This window comes from Enterobacter sichuanensis (assembly GCF_002939185.1).
Classification (GTDB): Bacteria; Pseudomonadota; Gammaproteobacteria; order Enterobacterales; family Enterobacteriaceae; genus Enterobacter; species Enterobacter sichuanensis.
On the sequence record NZ_POVL01000036.1, the window covers coordinates 14,048 to 32,254 of the forward strand.

Annotated in this window: 18 protein-coding genes; 10 read left to right on the top strand and 8 right to left on the bottom strand. The window is 56.7% G+C overall.

Annotation, left to right across the window (positions count from 1 at the left end):
- Positions 1–9: 9 nt before the first annotated feature.
- The 6 genes from C5687_RS15995 (at position 10) to C5687_RS16020 (ending at position 5,433) form a co-directional block, all read left to right on the top strand.
- Positions 10–1,425, top strand: coding sequence for an aldehyde dehydrogenase family protein (locus tag C5687_RS15995; RefSeq protein ID WP_104557343.1), 1,416 nt, complete (start codon positions 10–12; stop codon positions 1,423–1,425).
- A gap of 152 nt (positions 1,426–1,577) precedes the next feature.
- Positions 1,578–1,901 (top strand): antibiotic biosynthesis monooxygenase family protein, encoded by a 324-nt coding sequence (locus tag C5687_RS16000; RefSeq protein ID WP_104557344.1) that lies wholly within the window; start codon positions 1,578–1,580, stop codon positions 1,899–1,901.
- A gap of 89 nt (positions 1,902–1,990) precedes the next feature.
- Positions 1,991–2,686, top strand: coding sequence for an ArsR/SmtB family transcription factor (locus C5687_RS16005; RefSeq protein ID WP_104557345.1), 696 nt, complete (start codon positions 1,991–1,993; stop codon positions 2,684–2,686).
- Between the two features lie 146 nt (positions 2,687–2,832).
- On the top strand, positions 2,833–3,303 hold the full coding sequence (locus tag C5687_RS16010; RefSeq protein ID WP_047957685.1) for a MarR family winged helix-turn-helix transcriptional regulator: 471 nt from the start codon (positions 2,833–2,835) through the stop codon (positions 3,301–3,303).
- Positions 3,300–4,367, top strand: a complete 1,068-nt coding sequence (locus C5687_RS16015; protein ID WP_104557346.1) for an HlyD family secretion protein — start codon at positions 3,300–3,302, stop codon at positions 4,365–4,367. The genes C5687_RS16010 and C5687_RS16015 overlap by 4 nt, the downstream gene beginning before the upstream one ends.
- Positions 4,357–5,433, top strand: coding sequence for a DUF2955 domain-containing protein (locus tag C5687_RS16020; protein ID WP_104557347.1), 1,077 nt, complete (start codon positions 4,357–4,359; stop codon positions 5,431–5,433). The genes C5687_RS16015 and C5687_RS16020 overlap by 11 nt, the downstream gene beginning before the upstream one ends.
- Here C5687_RS16020 and C5687_RS16025 read toward each other — a convergent pair.
- The gene (locus C5687_RS16025; RefSeq protein ID WP_104557348.1) at positions 5,430–6,701 is read right to left on the bottom strand and encodes a DUF445 domain-containing protein; all 1,272 of its coding nucleotides are present in this window, start codon (positions 6,699–6,701) and stop codon (positions 5,430–5,432) included. The genes C5687_RS16020 and C5687_RS16025 overlap by 4 nt on opposite strands.
- Positions 6,702–7,305: 604 nt before the next feature.
- Between C5687_RS16025 and C5687_RS16035 the strand changes: the two genes are divergently transcribed.
- Together C5687_RS16035 and tssD are read left to right on the top strand one after the other, a co-directional pair.
- Positions 7,306–7,818 carry a hypothetical protein gene (locus C5687_RS16035; protein WP_104557349.1) on the top strand — a complete coding sequence of 171 codons (513 nt, stop codon included), beginning with the start codon at positions 7,306–7,308 and terminating at the stop codon, positions 7,816–7,818.
- On the top strand, positions 7,819–8,310 hold the full coding sequence (gene tssD / locus C5687_RS16040) for a type VI secretion system tube protein TssD (protein WP_104557350.1): 492 nt from the start codon (positions 7,819–7,821) through the stop codon (positions 8,308–8,310).
- Positions 8,311–8,331: 21 nt separating this feature from the next.
- Here tssD and C5687_RS16045 read toward each other — a convergent pair whose 3' ends face one another.
- Positions 8,332–8,958 (bottom strand): LysE family translocator, encoded by a 627-nt coding sequence (locus tag C5687_RS16045; RefSeq protein WP_104557351.1) that lies wholly within the window; start codon positions 8,956–8,958, stop codon positions 8,332–8,334.
- A gap of 48 nt (positions 8,959–9,006) precedes the next feature.
- Positions 9,007–9,750, bottom strand: a complete 744-nt coding sequence (locus C5687_RS16050; RefSeq protein ID WP_104557352.1) for an AraC family transcriptional regulator — start codon at positions 9,748–9,750, stop codon at positions 9,007–9,009.
- 149 nt (positions 9,751–9,899) lie between these two features.
- Here C5687_RS16050 and C5687_RS16055 point away from each other — a divergent pair, with 149 nt between their 5' ends.
- Complete coding sequence (locus C5687_RS16055; protein WP_104557353.1) at positions 9,900–11,270, top strand: NAD-dependent succinate-semialdehyde dehydrogenase; 1,371 nt, start codon at positions 9,900–9,902, stop codon at positions 11,268–11,270.
- 49 nt (positions 11,271–11,319) lie between these two features.
- On the opposite strand, the gene C5687_RS16060 is transcribed toward C5687_RS16055, so the two are convergent.
- Positions 11,320–11,865 (bottom strand): YfaZ family outer membrane protein, encoded by a 546-nt coding sequence (locus C5687_RS16060; RefSeq protein WP_104557354.1) that lies wholly within the window; start codon positions 11,863–11,865, stop codon positions 11,320–11,322.
- Between the two features lie 412 nt (positions 11,866–12,277).
- Between C5687_RS16060 and C5687_RS16065 the strand changes: the two genes are divergently transcribed.
- Positions 12,278–13,636, top strand: coding sequence for an esterase-like activity of phytase family protein (locus C5687_RS16065; protein ID WP_146086286.1), 1,359 nt, complete (start codon positions 12,278–12,280; stop codon positions 13,634–13,636).
- A gap of 69 nt (positions 13,637–13,705) precedes the next feature.
- Here C5687_RS16065 and yjiA read toward each other — a convergent pair whose 3' ends face one another.
- The 4 genes from yjiA to C5687_RS16085 all read right to left on the bottom strand — a co-directional run bounded on the left by yjiA (position 13,706) and on the right by C5687_RS16085 (position 18,201).
- The gene (yjiA, locus tag C5687_RS16070) at positions 13,706–14,659 is read right to left on the bottom strand and encodes a GTPase (RefSeq protein ID WP_104557356.1); all 954 of its coding nucleotides are present in this window, start codon (positions 14,657–14,659) and stop codon (positions 13,706–13,708) included.
- Positions 14,660–14,669: 10 nt separating this feature from the next.
- The gene (locus C5687_RS16075) at positions 14,670–14,873 is read right to left on the bottom strand and encodes a YbdD/YjiX family protein (protein WP_003856610.1); all 204 of its coding nucleotides are present in this window, start codon (positions 14,871–14,873) and stop codon (positions 14,670–14,672) included.
- Between the two features lie 65 nt (positions 14,874–14,938).
- Positions 14,939–17,092, bottom strand: coding sequence for a carbon starvation CstA family protein (locus C5687_RS16080; RefSeq protein WP_025757437.1), 2,154 nt, complete (start codon positions 17,090–17,092; stop codon positions 14,939–14,941).
- A 191-nt stretch (positions 17,093–17,283) separates the two neighbouring features.
- Entirely contained in the window at positions 17,284–18,201 is a 918-nt protein-coding gene (locus tag C5687_RS16085; protein ID WP_047957694.1) for a helix-turn-helix transcriptional regulator, read from the bottom strand.
- Positions 18,202–18,207: the final 6 nt, after the last annotated feature.

Genomic DNA, 18,207 nt, shown 5'->3' on the forward strand with positions numbered 1-18,207 from the left:
GAGGGTGATATGCACATCATCGAACAGATCTTTATCAACGGCGAGTTTGTTACCCCGCACGGTACCGAACGTTTTGACTTGTACAATCCGGCAACGGCGCAGGTTATGGGTCAGGTTCGCCTGGCGGATGAGGTTGACGCCGAACGCGCTATCGCGGCGGCGAAAGCGGCGTTTCCGGCATGGTCCCGGACCACAAAGCAGACGCGCATCGACGCGCTGAAGCGGATGCACGCCGCTGTGGCTGCCCGTCACGATGCGCTGCTGGACGCCATTGTCGAGGAGTACGGCGCGCCGGCTTCGCGCTCGGCGTGGATGGCAAGCTACCCGGCGGAGGTGATTGCTCAGGCCATTGCGGCACTGGAGGCGTTTGAGTTTGTCAGCACCGCAGGTGCCGCAACGGTACAGATGACGCCGCTTGGCGTGGCCGGGCTGATCACGCCGTGGAACAGCGATGCGGGGTTTATCTGCGGCAAACTGGCGGCCGCGCTCGCCGCGGGCTGCACGGCGGTGATCAAGCCGAGCGAAATGAGCGCCCTGCAAACGCAGATCGTTACCGAAGCGCTGCGCGATGCTGAATTGCCGCCGGGAGTGTTTAATATCGTCACCGGACGCGGCGAGACGGTGGGCGAAACCCTCAGCCGTCATCCGGACGTGGCGAAGATCTCGTTTACCGGTTCGACCCATACCGGCAAGGCGATCCTGCGTAACGCGGCGGAAAGCTTTAAGCGCGTGACGCTGGAGTTAGGCGGTAAATCGCCGACGATCCTGCTGGAGGATGTGGATCTGGCACAGGCCGTCCCGCTGGTGATTCAGGCCGGATTTATGAACAGCGGACAGGCGTGCGTGGCCGGGACGCGCATTCTGGTGCCGCAGTCGCGCAAGACAGAAATGGAAGCCGCGCTGGCGCAGGCCGTGGCGGCGGTGAAATCCGGTGACCCGCGCAATAGCGCGACAGAGGTTGGCCCGATGGTCAGCGAGAAGCAGTGGCAGCGGGTACAGGGATATATCCGCAAAGGGATCGACGAAGGTGCGCGTCTGCTGGCGGGTGGCGAAGGGCGGCCGGACGGGACGCGGGACGGCTGGTTCGTGCGTCCGACGCTGTTTGCCGACGTGAACAACCGGATGACCATTGCCCGTGACGAGATTTTTGGCCCGGTGCTGTGCGTGATCCCTTATCAGGACGAGGCGGAGGCGATCGCCATCGCCAATGATACCGAGTACGGCCTGAGCGCGATGGTGCTGGGCCGTGATGAAGAGCGGGCCCATCGCGTGGCGCAGCAGATTGTCTCCGGCCGCGTGCTGGTGAACACCCTGGCGCATGAGCCGAAAGCGCCGTTTGGCGGGTTCAAACACTCCGGCGTAGGGCGCGAGATGGGCGAGTGGGGGATCCGGGCGTTTATGGAGCCGCGGTCGATTGTGAGCTAAAACCCGCCCGGTGGCGCTACGCTTACCGGGCCTACATGCGCCCGTAGGCCGGATAAACGCAGCGCCATCCGGCACAACATTTCGCTTCTTGCCGAAGCATTGCGTTTTTCCCTCCTGCATTCTCTCCCCAACATCACAACGGAGAGAAAACCATGATCGCAGTCCTTTTTGAAGCCAAAGCCGAGCCCGCTCATCAGGCGCGCTACCTGCAGCTGGCCGCCGAACTCAAGCCGCTGCTGGCGGAGATTGACGGCTTTATTGATATCGAACGTTTTCAGAGCCTGACCACCAACGGCAAAATCCTGTCTCTTTCCTGGTGGCGGGATGAAGAGGCTGTCCGCCGCTGGAAGCAGAACGTCTTTCACCAGGCGGCGCAGGCCGAAGGGCGGGAGTCGATTTTTGCGTACTACCGCCTTCGGGTGGCGCAGGTAGTGCGGGAATATACCTCTGAAACCGGAGAATATGTCGATCTATAATATTTATGTATTTTTTAGCGATATCCCCGGGGAGCCGGGCGAATGAGCGGCCGCGCTGGCCGCAGAGATCACCGAACCCTGGGCGACCCATGTTAAAAACGAGCTTACCCCCTGATAACAGCGCGGCGCTGGAACTGGCCATTGCCGCGGTGGCGGCTGCAATGGCCGATCCGTCGCGCGTGAAGATGCTCTGTGCGCTAATGGACGGGCGGGCGTGGACGGCCACCGAACTGAGCGCGGCGGCAGAGGTTGCACCGTCGACCGCCAGCGGGCATCTCGCCCGGCTGGTGGAAGGAAAGCTAATTACCTGCCTGTCGCAAGGGCGGCATCGCTATTATCGCCTTGCCGGGCCCGACGTCGCGGCGCTGGTGGAGCAGATGATGGGGCTCTCCTGGAGCCGCATTACCCCGCCGGAAACCACTGCGCCGAAAGCCATGCGTGAAGCCCGTACCTGCTACGACCATCTTGGCGGTACGGTGGCGGTGCAGATCTATGATTTTATGCAGGCAGAAGGCTGGCTGGAGGCCGACGGTTCCGCGCTGACGCTGTATGGCCGGGAGCAGTTCCTGAAGCTCGGCATTCCGTTAAGTGTTCATCCTCGTCGCAAGGCCTGCTGCGCCTGCCTGGACTGGAGCGAGCGGCGGTTTCACCTGGGAGGTGAGGCCGGCGCGGCGCTGCTCGCGCATATGGAAAGTAAAGGCTGGATCCAGCGGGTGGCGGGGTACAGGGAGGTGGTGGTGACGGCGTCGGGGAAGGCCGCTGTAAAGAGGCTTTTTAGCCGCTAAAAACGCCCGGTGGCGCTGCGCTTACCGGGCCTACGTGTACATTGCCTCCAGTAACACCTTTCGCAATTCCTGCGCTTTCGCCTCTCGTTTCTTGATACTTACCCTGATAACTATTATCGTGGCTGCGTGTTTCGAGAGGTTTCCCCATGAGTGAAGAAGAACTGTTCTGCCGCAGGCCGATGGGCATGCGGATGGCGATGATCGTGCGCCAGTGGCGTGCCGTCATCGACGATGCCATTCTCGATACCGGGTTAACCCAGTCGAGCTGGACAGTGATGATGCAGCTTCATCAACTTGGGGATAACGTCTCGGTGAGTGAGCTTGCGGAGGTGCAGGGCATTGAGCTGCCACCGCTGATGCGCACTCTGACACAGCTGGAAAAGCAGGGTTACCTGTTGCGCACCACATCGCCTTATGACAAGCGCATCCGGCTTCTGACGCTGACGCCTGAGGGAAAAGCTGTCCTTCAAAGGCTCACCCAGGTCATTGAGACGCTTCAGACGCGCGTATCGCAAAACATCGCGCCGGAACATCTCGATATTTTCAGCGCCACCCTGAATCAAATCGCCTGCAATTTGCGGACAATCCGCGAAGAAGATAACAAGACCGAAAAATAATGACTCCTGAACAAAAGTTTGCCCGCTGGGTAAGGGTGAGTATTGCCTCTTTCCTGCTGATGTTTGTCTACTTTGTCGTCGCGGATATCTGGATCCCGCTGACGCCGGACTCCACCGTGATGCGCGTGGTGACGCCGGTGTCTCCGCGCGTGTCCGGCTATGTGGCGGCCGTGCATGTGCATAACAACAGCCAGGTGAAGCGGGGCGATCTGCTGTTTGAACTCGACGACACGCCGTTTCGCAATAAAGTGGAAGCGGCGCAAATCGCGCTCGAGCAGGCTCGCCTGTCCAACGAACAGCTGGACGCGCAGCTCGCCGCCGCGCAGGCCAGCCTGAAGACCGCGGTTCTGACCGCGCGTAACGACAAAGTGACCTTCGATCGCTACCAGAAGCTGAGCACGTTACAGAACGTCTCGCAGGCGGATCTGGATAAGGTCCGCACGACCTGGCAGAGCAGCGAGCAGTCCGTCAGCACGATTCAGGCCAACATCCGGAACCTGCGCATCCAGCGCGGCGAGCGGGATGAGCAGCACAACGTGACGCTACAAAAATACCGTAACGCGCTCGATGACGCGGAGCTGAACCTCGGCTGGACGAAGGTTTACGCCCAGGCAGACGGCACGGTCAGTAACCTGCAGTTAAGCCCCGGCTTTTATGCCTCCTCCGGCTCGGCCGCGCTGGCGCTGGTGAACAACCAGACCGATATCGTGGCTGATTTCCGTGAAAAAAGCCTGCGTCATACCCATCAGGGCACCGATGCCGCGGTGGTGTTTGACGCCTTCCCGGGGCATGTTTTCCGCGCCCACGTGACCAGCAGCGATGCGGGGATCCTCGCCGGTCAGGAGGCCGTTAATGGCCAGCTTTCCGAGCCGGAAACCTCTAACCGCTGGGTACGTGACGCACAGCGGATGCGCATTCACGTGACGCTGGATGAGCCCCTGCCGAAGCATCTGCCGACTGGTGCGCGGGCGACCGTTCAGCTTTACAACAGCGAAGGGCCGTTTGCGCGCTTCTTCTCCGGGATGCAAATCCACCTGGTGAGCCTGCTGCACTATGTCTATTAATACGCTGGCGCGGGTCTTTACCCCGCACGGCAACATCGTCTATACGGCAAATGACTTTCGCCAGACCCTGCGCATCGTCTTTGCCGGGATGATTGCGCTCAGCATCTCCAGCTTTTACAACACCAGTTACGGCGTCTTTTTCGTGGTCTACCCGATCATGCTGCTTTCGCTGGTCCCGGTGTTTAACCGCCACGTGGCGAAGCAGTTTATCTTCAGCGCGTCGCTGAACTGCGTGGAAATGGTGATTATTATCGGCTATCTGTCGCAATGGCCGGTGATCATGACGCTGGTGGTATTTGCTCTGTACGTGATGCGTTTTCGCTTTATGAGCAAGGGGCCGCTGTTTCTGTTCGGGTCCATGGGTGTGGTGTGCCAGAGCGTGATGCTCAATTTCATGAGCTACCCCACCACCAACTGGCACACGCTGCTGTTTTCCAACATTGAAGCCAGCGTGATGGCGGTGTGCCTGAGCGCGCTGATGAACTATCTTCTGCCGGACGTTGAGCCGCGCAAGCCGCCGCCGCTGATCGAGAAAGACGACGCCCGCGTGCGCCACGAGTCGCTGCTCTCCGGTACCGTCGCGACGCTGATTTTCGTTGTTTTTCAGATTAGCGATTTAAGCGATTCGCTCTCGGCGCTGATGGCGGGGATTTTGATTCTGTTCCCGATGCACTATCGCGGCGCGGTGATGAGCTCCATCTGGCGCGTGGTCGGCGTGGTGCTGGGTTGCCTCTATATTTTGGTCGTCCAGCTTATCCTCTACGACCACAGCAGCCATATGCTGCTGATGATGCCGCTGATCGGCCTCGGGCTGGCGTTTGGCGCGCGCCTGCATGTAATGGAGAAGGTCGGGGCCGGCGTGGGGTTCTCCAGCATCACCACCATCGGCATTATGTTCGGGCAGAACATGCACCCGGACAGCGACCTGGTGTTCAGCGATCTCTATCGCATCACTTCCGTAACGTTTTCGCTGGTGGCGACGCTGACGATGGTGTTTCTGGTGCATGTGATCCTGAACCGCTTCCAGGCGACGCGCTATATCATCGCGCCACCCAACGCGGATTAATGCCCCAGCACGGCGGGCAATTGCGAGAGTAAAAACAGGATCAGGCCAATCGTCCCGCCCACCAGCGTGCCGTTGACGCGGATAAACTGCAGATCTTTGCCGATGTTGAGCTCAATCTGCCGGGACATGTCTTTGGCATCCCAGCTTTTGACCGTGTCGCTGATGTGGCGGGTCAGGAACGCCGCGAAATCCGGCGCGAGGCGATGCGCGGCCTGCTCCAGATGCTCGTTCAGCGACGCCCGCAGGCTGGCGTCGTTTGTCAGCGTTTCGCCAAACCACAGCCCGGCGTTAGCGATGCGCTGCTTCACGCGCGAGTCCTCACTCTGCATATCCGCCTTCAGCCACTGGCGCAGGTCGGCCCACATCTCGCCCAGATAGCGGTTAAACGCCTCGTCATTCTTCAGGTAGTGCTTGATGTTGTCGGCTTTTGCCGCCATCTCCGGGTCGTTTTTCAGGTTGTCGATAAGCTTCAGCGTGGCGCGGTCGAACGCCTGGCGGATCTGGTGCGTGCGGTCGTGGCTGATGTCGTCCAGCAGCGTGTTCACCGCGTTCGACACCATCTCCGCACTCTGATCGCCCAGCCACTCGGTGGGCAGCACCATCGCCTTGCGGGGATGCTCGGTCTTCAGCCAGTGGACAATCTGGTCGGCAATAAAGTCCCGCGTGCTTTCCCGCTGAATCAGGGTAATCAGGCGGTTGATGATGGCGTCCAGCAGCACCTGGTGACGGTTGTTTTTGGTCATGCTCTCCAGCATCACGGCGCTGGTTTCGGTGAAGTCGACCTTGTCGATGGCCTTATGCACCGCGCGTTTGAGCAGGCGCTGAATGCGCCCGTCGTCGGTCAGTTCGAGAAAACCGCTCATCACCTGCATCAGATGCAGCCCGACGCGCTGGGCGTTGTCGGGCTTGCTGAACCAGGCACCGATCATCTGTGCGGGTTCATAGCGGCGAATCAACGCCACCAGCGACTGGGTATCCAGAAACTTCTCCTTCACGAACTGGCCAAGATTGTCGCCGATCCGATCTTTATTGCGCGGGATGATCGCCGTATGGCGCGAAATAAACGGAATGGGCACCCGGCGGAACAGTGCGACCACGGCAAACCAGTCTGCCAGCGCGCCGACCATCGCCGCCTCGGCAATGGCCTTCACGCCGCGCACCCAGAAGGTCTGCGGCAGGAACAGGGTGGTGATAAACGCCGCGGCGGCAACCAGCAGCAGCGACAGCGCCAGCAGCTTGGCGCGTTTGAGTTCAGCTATTTTTTCCATGGGTTAAGGATAGAGGTAAGTGAACCAAAAGTGCAAAACTGGTGTAAGGGGGAGACGCATTCTCAGCGTGAATAAATGGCGTCTATATAAAAAATATATACATCTAAATTATCCATTATTAATTTTTCTATATTTTTTGTGCTTATTTATTTTCGGACGTAATGTTTTGTGACCGTTGTAGCCATTTTAACGCTCTCATTAGCCATAAGATAAAGGACTATTTATAAAAGGAGACGGTATTGATGACATGGGAGTATAAAGTTTCGACGGGGGTATTGAGCCATAATGGTGTGTTTGTCGCTAACTGCTACAGCGGTGCGGGTGAATCGAAAGATAAGCCTGAGTGTGAAAGTCAACGAAACAGAGGCCCCATTCCCTGAGGTATTTATTTTATCGCCGGGTGGAATAATCATAAAAGTGCAGAGGCCATTATTCTTGAGCCTATAGCCGGGACCAATACCTTTGGTAGGGATCATTTTCAAATTCATGGTGATAAAAAAGGTCAGCCACCAGGATCAGCATCAGCTGGTTGCATCATTATGAACGGCCAGGACAAGCGCCATATGATTTATGATTCGGGTGACACAATTCTGGTGGTGCGATAATGAAATATGTTATTTCGCTATTCTTCTTATGCTTACCGGTGGGTTTAATTGCTAAAAACCACACGCCTGAACAGATATTGCAAATGATAAACGACAAAGGAGCCAGGGTCGTTGTAAGTGAAATGGATTCAAATGATAACGGTGAGTCAGAATGGTGGAAACATGTCATTCCAGAGATAGGTAAAGGAACTCAGGCATGGTTAGCCGTAGCGAGCGCCCTTGAGCCCGGAGTGGACGCCAGTACAGCTGAAGATCTCAAGGCGGCGCTTTCTAAAGCTATCCCACATAATCCTGCAGGCGTTTTGGCGATCTTAAAAGATGATAAACCGTTGCTCACTATTGAACAAATCTGCGCTTTCGCTAATTTTCCGCAGACAGAAGCAGAGAGCAATAAGCTTTTTGTCGATTCAATCAGGGAGATGTTTAAAATAAAAAGCCCTGAGGGGCAAAGATGTCTCGCCGTTATGATCGCAACCGTGGAAAACTCTGTTCCATTCGATAAGGATATGTAAATGGCTATTCCGGGATATATGTCATTAACTGACGATGCGGGTAATATCATAAAAGGGAATGTGAAAGTTAAAGACCGTGAAAACCAGATTGAGGTTTTGGGACTTTATCATAACGTAAACTATAACTCTGACCTGCATAATGGCAGAGCGTTGAGCAAACGCCAGCATCGTCCTTTTCTCATTGAGAAAGAAATTGATGCTTCAAGCGTTCTGCTATACAAAGCGTTGAGCACTGGAAGGACACTCAGGAAAGCGATTATCGACCTTTACAGAATCAACGATGCCGGTCAGGAAGAAATCTATTTCACGATAACGCTGGAAGCGGTGAAGGTCGTCACGTTGTTTTCATTGATGCATGATGTGAAAGAGACTTATCATGAAAAACAGGGGCACCTTGAACTTGTTCTGCTTCGTTATGAAAAGATTACCTGGCACTATCGTGACGGTAATGTTATTCATTCGGATGACTGGGATTATCGGTTAGGCGTTTAAGAAGAGCCCTTTAAAATCCTTTCATAGCAGCCGCCACAGCACCCATCCCCCAAACCCCATCAGCACCATCCCTGCCGTGCGCTCAATCCACCAGAGCGAACGGCTAAGCCTCTGTTGCACCGCGGGCAACCCCATCAGCGACACCAGCGCCAGATCCCATACCAGCACCACCATCACCATCCAGAGACCGCAGGCCGACTGCTGAAGCAGCGTGACGTCCGGCCCCAGCAACGCCGTCATCAGCGCCAGATAAAACAGCGCATTCTTCGGGTTAAGCAGCGCCGAGCCGAGCCCCAGCAGGAGCTGCTTGCGCAGCGGGGGAAAGCGCTGATGGGTTTCATTCAGTGCCAGCACTTGAGGGCGGCTGCGCACCAGATGCGAACCTGTCCACAGCAGGTACAGCGCCCCGCAAAGCTCGATAAGCGTAAACAGCCACGCAAACTGGCGCAGCGCACTCCAGCCGATAATCACCAGCAGGATGTACACCCCGTTGCCTGCGGCGATGCCGAAGCACAGCCCCGCGCTGCCGCGCAGACGGTAGCGCGCGGCGTAGCCCACCAGCAGGAAGAAATCCGGACCCGGGCTTAACAGGGCAACAAAATGCGCCAGCGCCAGGGCGAGAAAAGCGGAAGGGAATAACAGTTCCATAGCAACCTCAGTGTGAAAAGCTGAGGTCAGAATACGGGGCTGCAAAACCTATTTATTGTCGGATATTGATCGGCCCGTGGCGTACTGGCGCGGCGTGGCGGCGGTATAGCTGACAAAGGTCTTGTGAAAATGGCTCTGGTCGGCAAACCCGCTCTGGTAGCCGACATCAGCAATATTATCCCCGGCGCGCAGCCGCGCTTTGGCGTACTCCACGCGGGATATATTGAGGAAGCTGCCCGGCGTCAGGCCGGTGTCCTGCCTGAAGGTGCGGATCAGCGTCTCCTTGCGCAGCGAAAATCGTCGGGCGAGTTCATCAAGCGAAGGCGGTGCGGCCAGGTTGGCAAGAAACGCCTGCTGAACCTGCTGGCTGGTTGAGCGAAGCGTCTCTGCGTTATCCGCACTGCGGGGAAGGGCAGAAAGCAGCGTCTCCACGGCGGCAGGAGACATCGTCTCCACAATAGCAAGGTAGTGCTTAAAGAGCGCAGGGTCGCGAATGACCTGAAATGCCACGGGAAGATCGGTGTCGATATACAGCATGTGATAGCTGCGCGGCTTGCCGGCGACGGGGTTGCAGCTGTGCGGCGCAGAGGCCGGGATCACAATGAGCTCCCCGGGGTGAAGAATGTACTCTTTGCCATGACACACGCAGCAGGTCTGGCCTTCCACAATCGCGCCGATGGAGAGCTGAGGATGACAGTGACGTTTGTACGCCTGCGTGCTCTGCCACGTGCTGCGCCGCTCAAGGCCTGAGACGCGGTGAAAAGTCTGGCGGATGTGTCGGGTATCGGTCATAGGCGCTCCTTCTGGAGGTTTTATACCACGGCCGCGAACTGTCGGGCAGCGCTTCATTAAGAACCCTCCGGATATACCGAACTTTACCTTCAGAGCCAGTCATGTTGACTACCCTTAATACCCTAAGCGGTAAAACAAGGAGATTCGACATGGCTTATCAGACAGTAAATCCTGCCACTAACCAGCTCATCAAAGAATACCCCTCCCATACCGATGCGGATATTGAAGCGGCGCTGAAGGCGGCCGATGCGCTTTACCATTCAGAATGGGCGAAAGGCGACATCAGCCAGCGCCTGCCGGTGCTGCATAAGCTTGCTGACCTGATCGACGAGCGCACCGAGGAGCTGGCGAAAATCGCCAGCCAGGAGATGGGTAAGCTCATCGAACAGAGTCGCAGTGAGGTAAAGCTGTGCGCGCAGATTGCCCGCTATTACGCCGACAATGCAAAGCAGTTTTTGGCCCCGGTGAAGTACGATTCTGAACTTGGGGAAGCGTGGGTGGAGCATCACCCTGTCGGTGTGCTGATGGCCGTTGAGCCGTGGAACTTCCCTTATTATCAGCTGATGCGCGTCCTGGCGCCAAACCTGGCGGCGGGTAACCCTGTGCTGGTTAAGCACGCCAGCATCGTGCCGCACTGTGCCGAGGCCTTTGCCCACCTGGTGCGCGAGGCGGGCGCGCCGGAAGGGGCATGGACCAACCTGTTTATCACTTCCGATCAGGTGGCGAACATCATCGCCGACGATCGCGTGCAGGGCGCGGCGCTAACTGGTTCCGAAAAAGCCGGCAGCGTGGTGGCCGCGCAGGCAGCGAAGCACATCAAGAAATCCACCCTTGAGCTGGGCGGCAACGATGTCTTCGTGGTGCTCGATGATGCGGACCTGGAGAAAGCCGTGAAGATCGGTGTGAATGCGCGGCTCAACAACGCCGGGCAGGTCTGTACCGCGGCGAAGCGCTTTATCCTGCACGAGAAAATTGCAGATGCCTTCCTGAGCAAATTCACCGAGGCATTTAAGCAGGTGAAGATTGGCGATCCGCTGGACGAAAGCACCACGCTGGGCCCGCTGTCGTCTAAAGATGCGCTCGATACGCTGACCAGACAGGTTAACGAGGCGGTGAAAAACGGTGCCACATTACACTACGGCGGCAAGCCGGTGCAGCGTGAGGGGTGCTTCTTCGAACCGACGATCCTGACGAATATCTCGCGTGATAATCCCGCGTACTTCGAGGAGTTCTTTGGCCCGGTTGCGCAGATGTATGAGGTGAAAAACGATGACGAGGCGGTCGCGCTGGCGAACGACTCCCACTACGGCCTGGGCGGCGCGGTGTTCAGCCGTGATATTGAGCGCGCGAAGAACATGGCGTCGCGGATTGAGACCGGGATGGTGTACATCAACTGGCTCACCGATACCGCGCCAGAGCTGCCATTCGGCGGCGTGAAGCGTTCAGGCTATGGGCGCGAGCTGTCGGATCTGGGAATCAAAGAGTTTGTGAACCAGAAGCTGGTGGTCGTGCGTAAGTAAGAGGTCAAAAAACCTGCCAGATGGCAGGTTTTTTTGTCTCTTCGCAGGCTTAGAAGGTGACTCCACCGCCCACATATGCGCCGTCAATCAGCGTGTGGCCAGGACGACCGTCTTTACCATCAACGCTCACGTGGCGGTAACCCACTTTCAGAGTCACTGGCGTGATCGGCGTCCAGTTTACGCCGCCGTTGGCTTCGACGTAGTTTTTCACGCTGTTATTCAGCCCTTCTGGAGCAGCATAGCCTTCACCATACACGTGGATGCTGTCGGTCAGCGCAACATTTACGCCGCCGCCAATCGGGAAGGCCACGCCGTTATCGCCTTTTTTCGGGCCGAGGTAGATTGCCTTCGCGCCCGCATTCAGCATCACCGGTCCCACTTCCAGGTTGTAGCCTGCGCCAACGCCGCCGGTCTGGGTACCGTCGGCGGTGTTTTTAAGCCAGTTGCTTTCCAGATAAACACCGGAGGAGGATTTACCCATTTCCAGATTGAGGTTAGTAAAGTTTTTACCCTGCTCAACGGTGCCGCCCATTGCCAGTGCGGAACCTGATACGGCAGCCAGAGCAGAAAGAAGAAGGATATTCAGTTTTTTCATGTTTTATGCCTCGTCATTAAATTAATCTGGGCGCACCTTAACAAGTGACGTTTATGACTGCAAATGTGACGAGGGTCGATTTTTTATGCTGGTGTTGTTAATTTTTTTTATTTGAAATGTTGCATCGATGTTTGGTTGTCAGGGTGTCAACGCGTGATGTTCAGGCATTTAGGAACCGTTTAATTTTTTGACTAAACACAAACTGAACGAGGAAGGGAAAGTGATGAGAGGTGAATTAATGGAGTTTCTAATAATTTCCAGAAGTATTTCTGATGTAACATAATACAACACAATCTTACATTTCCGGGCGATGAATATACATTCCCTCGCGCAGGCCGGTTGCCTTTCCATGTCATTTTTCTGACACGTTTATTCTTTACGTTGTTGGCTTCACTCACTGGACACTAACAATATGAAAAGAAAAATTATTCCTGCACTTATCGGTTGTGCGCTCTCTTTCTCTGGCCTGGCGGCACAGCCTACCGCTGAGCGCTACGTCGTCAGCTTCCCTGACGGCTCACATGTGAAATACAGCGGCGCGTTTGCCGATGCATTCCCGAACGGGCTCCCGGTGGGGATTGGTTCTGGCCTGCTGTTTACGGGCAAGCAGGGTGATGCCCTGACGTTTGCGACCGTGACCGATCGCGGTCCCAACGCCGATGCGCCAAAAATGGGTAAAAACGAAGCCAAAATATTTGTCACGCCGGATTTCGCGCCGCTGCTGATGACCATTCGCGTCCAGAACGGCAAAGCGGAGGCTGTTGATGCCCGCCCGCTGCATGACGATAAAGGCGAGATTAACGGTCTGCCGCTACAAAGCGGCGTGATTGGCTCCACCAATGAAGTGGCATTCAGCGACACGTTAAAGACGCTCAAGGGTGACAACCGCGGGCTGGATACGGAAGGCATCACGCCGGACGGCAAAGGCGGCTACTGGCTGTGCGATGAGTATGGCCCGTTCCTGATTAACGTCGACAGCAAAGGGAAGATCCTGGCGATCCACGGGCCGCAGGCGGCTGAAGGGGAGAAATCCATCGCCGGCGGTCTGCCAAACATCATTAAATGGCGCCAGCCGAACCGGGGCTTCGAAGGCCTGACCCGGATGCCGGACGGGCGGATTATCGCCGCCGTACAAAGCACGCTGGATATCGACGGTAAGAGCAAAAAGCAGGCGCTGTTTACGCGTCTGGTGAGCTTCGACCCGGCGACCGGCAAAACCGCGATGTACGGCTACCCCATCGACAGCGCGGCCTATGACAAAAACAGCGACGCCAAAATCGGCGACATCGTGGCGCTCGATAACCAGCACATCCTGCTGATTGAGCAGGGCAGTGATAAAAACGACGGGATGCGTAACCTGATTTACAAGGTGGATCTCAGCAAGGCAAGCGATCTGGCCACCTTCGACAAGCCGGGCGAGTACCCGGAGTTTGATGATGAGAAAACTCTGGCGCAGCGCGGCATTACCCTTGCGGCAAAAACGCAGGTAGTCGATCTCCGCGCCCTGGGCTGGCAGCAGGAAAAGGCTGAAGGGCTGGCGCTGATCGACAGCAAAACGTTGGCGGTGGCGAACGATAACGACTTTGGCGTGAAGGTGGCGATGCAAAACCCGGTGGAAGGCAATAAGCTCAAGGATTATCGGGTGAACGCGGAAGGCAAGCTGACGCTTGATGATAAACCGGTTGAAACCACGCTCAGCGTGAAGCCGCTGAAGAAGCCGGAGTCCGACAGCGAGCTGTGGATTGTGACGCTGCCGGAGGCGATGAAATAAGTTTACCGCTCACCCCTCTCCCCACAGGGGAGAGGGGATTGTTCGGAGCGCATAGTTAAGCGGGGGAGGCTATTTCTTCAGACCCGCAAAAGCCGCCCGAATCTCCTCTTCCGGCAACTGTATACCGATAAACACCATCACGCTGTGCGGCGCTTCTTCGCCCCACGGTCTGTCCCAGTCGGCGCTGTACAGGCGCTGTACGCCCTGGAACAGCAGGCGGTTCGGCTCGCCCTCAATCCACAACATTCCCTTGTAGCGCAGCAGCTTGTCGGCAAACGACAGCAGCAGGTTCTCCATAACGCGGGAGACCTCGCTGATGTCCACCGGGTAGTCCAGCTCCACCACAATCGATGCCACATCGTTTTGCTTATCGCCCATAAAGTGGAAGCGCGGTTTCGCGGTGACGTTCTCCTCCAGCATAAAGCCGTTGGTGTTGAACAGCAGAGACAGATCGATATCGCCGTGCGTCACGGTGTAAACCGGCGCGCGGGAGTTGATGCGCGCCAGGCGTTCGCGAAGTTTTTCGCTGTCACCGGCCACGTCGGTTTTGGTCAGCAGGATGCGGTCGGCATAGCCCACCTGAGACTGGGCGATGGTGAACTGGTTCATCTGGTCGTTGGCGTGGACCGCATCGACCAGGGCAATCACGCCGTCCAGCAGGTAGCGCTGGCACAGAATGTCGTGGGAGAAAAAGGTCTGAATAATCGGGCCCGGGTCGGCCATGCCGGTGCACTCGATCACCAGACGGTCGAAGTCGATTTCCCCGCGATCGCGGCTGTCGAGCAGATCCAGCAGGGCGTCTTCCAGCTCGTTAGAGCGGGTGCAGCAGATACAACCGTTGGTCAGGGTTTTGATCTGGGTGGCGCGATCGCCAATCAGCTGGTCATCAACGGAGACTTCGCCGAACTCGTTTTCGATGACGGCGATTTTGAAGCCATGCTGCTCGTTCAGAATGTGGCGCAGCAGGGTGGTTTTACCGGCGCCGAGGAAACCGGTCAACAGGGTGACGGCAATCGGGGTCATGGTCTCTCCTTTAGCAGCAGCGGACGCCGCCTTCTCCACTTCCGCCGTAGCGCGCTTCTTGCCGCTCGCGGAAGAATTCAGTGTAGGTCATGTACGGCTTATCCGGATGGTTGGTCTTCATATGCTCAACGTAGTTGTCATAGTCCGGAATACCAATCAGCATTTTTGCCGCCTGACCGAGGTATTTTTTTGCTTCGCCTAAGTTACCAAACATTGTGGGTTCCAGATAGAAAAAGCCCGGTGGCGCTACGCTTACCGGGCCTACGGTTACAGGCTGGATTAATGGTGTGAAGAGGTCTTCACGCCGCCTTCCGGCACCGGCACGTACGGGGTTTCTTTATCCGTACGACCTTCAGCGTTACGCACCTTCAGCCAGGTTTTGATGCCATAGAAGATGATGCTGTACACCACCACCAGGAACAGAATGCTCAGACCCGCGTTGGTGTAGTTGTTCACCACGATATGGTTCATGTTGGCAATCTGCTGCGCGGTCAGATCCGCGCCGCCTGCGGCAATCTTCTCTTTGTACTGGTTGGCCATGAAGAAGAAACCTTCCAGCTGCGGGTTGGCGCTGAACAGCTTCAGGCCAAGCGCCCAGGTGGTGCAGAGCAGCAGCCACAGCGCAGGGACGACGGTGACCCAGATGTATTTGGTGCGCTTCATCTTCACCAGCACCACGGTGCCGAGTACCAGCGCCACGGCGGCCAGCATCTGGTTAGAGATACCGAACAGCGGCCACAGGCTCTTCACGCCGCCGAGCGGGTCGACAACGCCCTGGTACAGCAGGTAGCCCCACAGGCCGACGCAGCCCGCGGTACCGAGAATGCCTGCCACCAGAGAGTCGGTTTTCTTCAGGAACGGCACGAAGTTACCCAGCAGGTCCTGCAGCATAAAGCGACCCGCACGGGTACCGGCGTCCAGCGCGGTCAGGATGAACAGCGCTTCGAACAGAATACCGAAGTGGTACCAGAAGCCCATGTCCGCCCACGGCAGCACTTTGTGGAACACGTGTGCGATCCCCACTGCCAGCGTTGGTGCGCCACCGGCGCGGTTCAGCACGGACGGTTCGCCGATGTCTTTCGCGGTCTGCATGATCTGCTCAGGCGAAATCACAAAGCCCCAGGAGCTGACGGTCGCCGCCGCGTGTGCGCTGGCGTCTTTCAGCTGCGCCATGATCAGCGCCGCGTTGTCACCGCCCATCTCGTGCAGGTTTGGCATAGTGATGCCCAGACCCGCCGGCGGGGTGTTCATTGCGAAGTAAAGACCCGGTTCGATGATGGACGCGGCAACCAGCGCCATGATCGCCACGAAAGACTCCATCAACATGGCACCGTAGCCGATCAGACGCGCGTCTTTCTCGTTCGCCAGCAGCTTAGGCGTGGTACCGGATGAGATCAAGGCGTGGAAGCCAGAGACCGCACCACAGGCGATGGTGATGAACAGGAACGGGAACAGGGCGCCTTTCCACAGCGGACCGGTACCATCGATGTACTGCGTCACTGCTGGCATTTTCAGTTCAGGGTTGATGATCACAATCCCGATAGCCAGACCGACGATCACGCCGATTTTCAGGAAGGTGGCCAGGTAGTCACGCGGGGCCAGAATCAGCCAGACCGGCAGCAGCGCGGAGATAAACGCATAGCCAATCAGCGCGAAGGTAATCGTCGTGTCCTTGAAGGTCAGCGCCGGGCCCCAGTAAGGGTCGTGCGCAATCACGCCGCCGAAGTAGATGGAGGCGACCAGCAGCACAATACCAATGACCGACACTTCACCCACGCGGCCCGGACGGATAAAGCGCATGTAGATCCCCATGAACAGCGCAATCGGCACGGTTGAGCAGACGGTGAAGACCCCCCACGGACTTTCGGCCAGCGCTTTCACCACGATTAACGCCAGCACCGCAAGGATGATGATCATAATCAGGAAGCAGCCGAACAGGGCGATAGTCCCCGGTACGCGGCCCATCTCTTCTTTGACCATCTCACCCAGAGAGGCGCCGTTACGGCGCGAAGAGATAAACAGCACCATAAAGTCCTGCACCGCACCGGCCAGCACCACGCCAGCGAGCAGCCACAGGGTGCCCGGCAGGTAGCCCATCTGCGCGGCCAGCACCGGACCGACGAGCGGACCTGCGCCGGCGATAGCGGCAAAGTGGTGCCCAAACAGCACGTAGCGGTTGGTGGGTACGTAGTTCAGGCCGTCATTGTTAATGACCGCCGGGGTGGCACGCGTCGGGTCGAGCTTCATGACCTTCTGCGCGATGTACAAGCTGTAGTAGCGATAAGCCACAAGATAGACGGAAACCGACGCGACCACGATCCACAGGGCGCTTACGTGTTCGCCCCGGCGTAGTGCGACAACCGCCAGACAAAAAGCGCCGAGGATCCCGAGTAAGGCCCAGGGCACGTGCTTCAGTAGTTTTTTAGTATCCATAGTAAGACCTGGTTTTTTATGTAACGAAAAAAGGGTCAGGGTTCGTTGTGAGGAGGTGGTGATTAATGCTGGAGCGATCGTGCCAGAACGTCGCGCGCGTAAGGGAGGGTAAGTGAATGAGTGGTAGAAAGTGCCGGGTGAGCGGTCAAAGAGGGCGGCGAGCGGTTCCAGCTCGCCGCCAGTGGGCGAAATTATGTGATTGAGATCACTTGATTATTCGGGTTACGCTCCACGGCCAGGTAGCCCTCCAGCGTTCTGAGCAGTTTTTCCTTCAGCCAGTTCGGTTCCAGGATCTGAATATTGGGCAGCCAGTAGAACAGCAGCGGCAGGATCTGGTTCTCGTGCGCCGCCTGGCAGCGCAGCGTGACGCCGTCCTGCTGCTCCTCCAGCAGTTCCTGTTCCGGGAGAAGATCCCGGCGCAGGAAGTAATGTGAAATATTATCTTTGATAAATATTTTCACTGCGAAAGTATCTTCAGATACCCAGGGGTCGGGGCTTTTCTCCAGCAGCTCAAGGACATTTTCTTCCGGGGTGAATGTCGTTTTCTGAATATCAAACCAGCTAATCTGGCTCAACGAGAAGGATTTCAGGTGGCTATTTTCGGTAGCCTGTAAATACCATATATTTTTTTTGTTAATGAGTTTATAGGGATTAATCAGCCGGGTTTTACCCTTATAAACTATCTGGCAAACATTATGGTTTTTAATCGATTTCTCGATTTTCGTTAAATGGCGGCGAATATCGCGTTGTACCGTGTGTTCGGCTTCATTTGCAAGAATAAGAATATGGTTTTCGTCGACGCGCGTTTCCAGCTTCTGCCAGAACTCCGTATTTCTGTCAGGGAAAAAGCTGTCAGCATTCAGGAAGTTAGCAAGGGTGTGGTGTAAGCCTTGCCCGCCGGGCGATTGTGCAGAGTGGATCAGTCGATATAGCCCATTACCGGTATGTTCTACAATCGGAGAAAGGGCATTTAAATCCCGGTAGACGGTACGTTCGGTAATATTAAATTTCTCCATTAGCGCACTGCGATTTACCACACCGTTTAAATGTAGTTCAAGGAGAATATCGACCAGACGTTCAGCCGAGCGGCTCCGCGTCGTTTTAGCCATAAGGTC

Excerpts from the sequence above, each read along its gene's own strand:
- C5687_RS16065 (WP_146086286.1), top strand. The coding sequence starts at position 12,278 with ATGAAAAGAAAAATTATTCCTGCACTTATCGGTTGTGCGCTCTCTTTC.
- C5687_RS16080 (WP_025757437.1), bottom strand. The coding sequence starts at position 17,092 with ATGGATACTAAAAAACTACTGAAGCACGTGCCCTGGGCCTTACTCGGG.
- tssD (WP_104557350.1), top strand. The coding sequence starts at position 7,819 with ATGGCTATTCCGGGATATATGTCATTAACTGACGATGCGGGTAATATC.
- C5687_RS16000 (WP_104557344.1), top strand. The coding sequence starts at position 1,578 with ATGATCGCAGTCCTTTTTGAAGCCAAAGCCGAGCCCGCTCATCAGGCG.
- yjiA (WP_104557356.1), bottom strand. The coding sequence starts at position 14,659 with ATGACCCCGATTGCCGTCACCCTGTTGACCGGTTTCCTCGGCGCCGGT.
- C5687_RS16025 (WP_104557348.1), bottom strand. The coding sequence starts at position 6,701 with ATGGAAAAAATAGCTGAACTCAAACGCGCCAAGCTGCTGGCGCTGTCG.
- C5687_RS16050 (WP_104557352.1), bottom strand. The coding sequence starts at position 9,750 with ATGACCGATACCCGACACATCCGCCAGACTTTTCACCGCGTCTCAGGC.
- C5687_RS16075 (WP_003856610.1), bottom strand. The coding sequence starts at position 14,873 with ATGTTTGGTAACTTAGGCGAAGCAAAAAAATACCTCGGTCAGGCGGCA.
- C5687_RS16010 (WP_047957685.1), top strand. The coding sequence starts at position 2,833 with ATGAGTGAAGAAGAACTGTTCTGCCGCAGGCCGATGGGCATGCGGATG.
- C5687_RS16005 (WP_104557345.1), top strand. The coding sequence starts at position 1,991 with ATGTTAAAAACGAGCTTACCCCCTGATAACAGCGCGGCGCTGGAACTG.
- C5687_RS16045 (WP_104557351.1), bottom strand. The coding sequence starts at position 8,958 with ATGGAACTGTTATTCCCTTCCGCTTTTCTCGCCCTGGCGCTGGCGCAT.
- C5687_RS16055 (WP_104557353.1), top strand. The coding sequence starts at position 9,900 with ATGGCTTATCAGACAGTAAATCCTGCCACTAACCAGCTCATCAAAGAA.
- C5687_RS16060 (WP_104557354.1), bottom strand. The coding sequence starts at position 11,865 with ATGAAAAAACTGAATATCCTTCTTCTTTCTGCTCTGGCTGCCGTATCA.
- C5687_RS16085 (WP_047957694.1), bottom strand. The coding sequence starts at position 18,201 with ATGGCTAAAACGACGCGGAGCCGCTCGGCTGAACGTCTGGTCGATATT.
- C5687_RS16020 (WP_104557347.1), top strand. The coding sequence starts at position 4,357 with ATGTCTATTAATACGCTGGCGCGGGTCTTTACCCCGCACGGCAACATC.
- C5687_RS16035 (WP_104557349.1), top strand. The coding sequence starts at position 7,306 with ATGAAATATGTTATTTCGCTATTCTTCTTATGCTTACCGGTGGGTTTA.
- C5687_RS15995 (WP_104557343.1), top strand. The coding sequence starts at position 10 with ATGCACATCATCGAACAGATCTTTATCAACGGCGAGTTTGTTACCCCG.